Source organism: Xenorhabdus griffiniae (genome assembly GCF_001028135.1).
Classification (GTDB): Bacteria; Pseudomonadota; Gammaproteobacteria; order Enterobacterales; family Enterobacteriaceae; genus Xenorhabdus; species Xenorhabdus bakwenae.
In genome coordinates this window covers 1-2,761 of record NZ_LDNM01000115.1, presented here as the reverse complement: position 1 = coordinate 2,761, position 2,761 = coordinate 1, and the positions used below count along the sequence as shown (strand labels likewise).

At 49.3% G+C, this 2,761-nt stretch carries 3 protein-coding genes; all 3 read left to right on the top strand.

Annotation, left to right across the window (positions count from 1 at the left end; genetic code table 11):
- On the top strand, positions 1-380 hold a 380-nt coding region (locus AAY47_RS17270), incomplete at its 5' end, for an Nmad5 family putative nucleotide modification protein (RefSeq protein WP_047771442.1).
- A complete protein-coding gene (locus AAY47_RS17265) occupies positions 373-2,433 on the top strand; it encodes a DNA polymerase (RefSeq protein ID WP_047771441.1) in 2,061 nt (686 codons plus the stop codon). The genes AAY47_RS17270 and AAY47_RS17265, both read left to right, overlap by 8 nt.
- A gap of 3 nt (positions 2,434-2,436) precedes the next feature.
- Positions 2,437-2,715, top strand: coding sequence for a hypothetical protein (locus tag AAY47_RS17260; protein WP_047771440.1), 279 nt, complete (start codon positions 2,437-2,439; stop codon positions 2,713-2,715).
- Positions 2,716-2,761: the final 46 nt, after the last annotated feature.

Genomic DNA, 2,761 nt, shown 5'->3' with positions numbered 1-2,761 from the left:
TAGAAATTAATTTAGCGGGCATTTCAGTGTTAGCATTTTACAACGGCAGCCTACGATATTCACGTTGTGAATATCGTGAACGTGTATTTAAAATAACGCCAAAAATTAAAAATGTAATATTAGCCGATAATCCATTGGTTAATGAATTCTATGAATTGGAAAAACGTCACAACGAGTTGGAAAACCAACGTGAAGATATTACTAATAATGTGGAGGCCGCGTTGTCGAAAGTGCGGACTGTGAAACGCTTATTAGCAGAATGGCCGGAAGCGGCTGAATTACTACCCAAATCAACGGCGAAAGCTGCACCAGTTCCTGCCGTTCGCCGTGAGGCACTTAATGAGTTAATTGGGCTACCGACAGAGGCGAACAATGGATAAATTGTGGCTCGACCTCGAAACCTACAGTGAGACCCCGATCAAAAATGGCACTCATGCCTACGCCGCGCATGCAGAAATCATGCTGTTTGCGTGGGCAATTGACGACAACCCCGTTCAGGTGTGGGATGTTACCAGCGGTACAGACATACCTACCGAATTACGCACTGCATTACTCGATCCGAACGTTATTCTATTTGCACACAATTCGCATTTTGACCGCACAGTTTTACGCTGTTATTGGCCTGGATTTGATCACGATATCAGCCGCTGGCGTGACACGATGGTTCAGGCGCTGGCGCATGGTCTACCTGGTGCGTTAGGGGCATTGTGTGAGGTGCTGGGTATCCCATCAGACAGAGCCAAAGACAAGGAGGGCAAAGCGCTGATCCAATTATTCTGCAAACCCCGCCCGAAAAATGTCGCCATTCGCCGTGCCACCAGTAAAACCCACTCAGAGGAGTGGCAACGGTTCGTTGAGTACGCAGCGCTAGATATCGTCGCCATGCGCGAGGTACATAAACGCCTACCCAAATGGAACTATCAGGGCGATGAGCTGGCACTCTGGCATTATGACCAGCGAATTAATGACCGTGGCGTGTATATGGACATCGAGTTGGCAAAATCAGCCATCGCAGCCGTTGAGCAGGAACAGAAACTGTTGGCAAAACGCACGCAGGCATTGACCGAGGGTGATGTACAGGCCGCGACCCAGCGTGACGCCATGCTACGGCATATCACCACGGCCTTTGGTATTGAATTACCTGATATGCAAAAAAGCACATTGGAACGACGCATAGCAGACCCCGATCTACCCGTCGCGTTACGGGAATTGCTCACCATCCGGTTACAAGCCAGCACTACCAGTACCAGTAAATACAAAGCGCTAATGAACGGGATAAGCGCCGATGGGCGTTTACGCGGAACATTACAATTTTGTGGCGCATCACGTACCGGACGTTGGGCTGGCCGCCTATTCCAGCCCCAAAATTTACCGAGAGCTACCCTCAATCAGGCCACTATAGACACCGGTATTGAGGCGTTGAAATCGGATTGTGCAGATCTGCTGTTCGATAACGTCATGGAATTGACCAGCTCAGCCCTGCGCGGCGTTATCATCGCGCCGAACGGTAAAAAATTGGTTGTCAGTGACTTATCCAATATCGAAGGGCGAATGTTGGCATGGCTGGCGGGTGAAGACTGGAAGATAAAGGCATTTAGTGATTTTGATAAAGGTATTGGCGCAGACCTCTACAAATTAGCCTACGCCCGCGCATTCAACATCGAACCAGGTGACGTCACAAAGGACCAGCGCCAGATCGGTAAAGTGATGGAGCTAGGATTGGGATACGGGGGTGGCGTCGCTGCGTTTGTCACATTCGCCCTCACCTATGCACTCGATTTAGACGAACTGGCGACCGCTGCGTTACCTAATATCCCGGTAAAAGTTCAGCGTGATGCCATGAGCTGGTACAAGAAATCAGTCGAACAAAATCAGACTTACGGACTGAGCGAGCGGGTTTTCATTACCTGTGATTCTCTAAAGCGCATGTGGCGTAATGCCCATACCGCAACCGTGCCGTTCTGGTATGAGCTGGAAGAGGCTGTGAAGCGCGCTATCAGTTCACCTAGTATCACTATTCCTTGCCGTAAGCTGCGAGTCCGCCGCGATGGTGCCTGGCTCCGTGTTGTTCTGCCATCTGGCCGCGCGGTGTGCTATCCCTCACCCCGTCTCGACGACGGGCAGATCAGTTACATGGGCACGAACCCGTACAGCCGCAAATGGCAACGGCTCAAGACCTACGGAGGGAAATTAGTCGAAAACGTCACTCAGGCCGCGGCGCGTGATGTACTGGCGGGTAATATGCCTAGAATTGAATCAGCCGGTTACGGCATTGTCCTGACGGTGCACGATGAAGTTTTGACCGAAGCACCGGATACACCCGATTATTCCCACAAACATCTCAGTTCATTGTTAGCTACAAATCCCGACTGGGCTTTAGATTTGCCGTTGAATGCGGGCGGGTTTGAGTCATATCGGTATAAAAAGGAATAATTTATGGAACGTTGTCAAAAATGCCGTGGTTATTACGGTGAACCTAAACCTGTCGTTATTGGCGAAAAATGTTGTTTTAACATAACTACCACCCGTGATGGGTATTCGTTCAAAACCCGCGGGGTTACAGGGGAATTATTTCTAATAAAAAATGACGGTTACTCTGTTATTTACCGTAAAACGATATACCACACTGATCTAATTGCTCACCCCGATGATCCATCGCCACTTACACTCGCGTTTGTTGGTCAATGTACTTGTTCCCGCAGGGCAACCGCATGAATGATCAAATAACATTCAGGTTAGAAAATCCTGCTTGTAATACCTG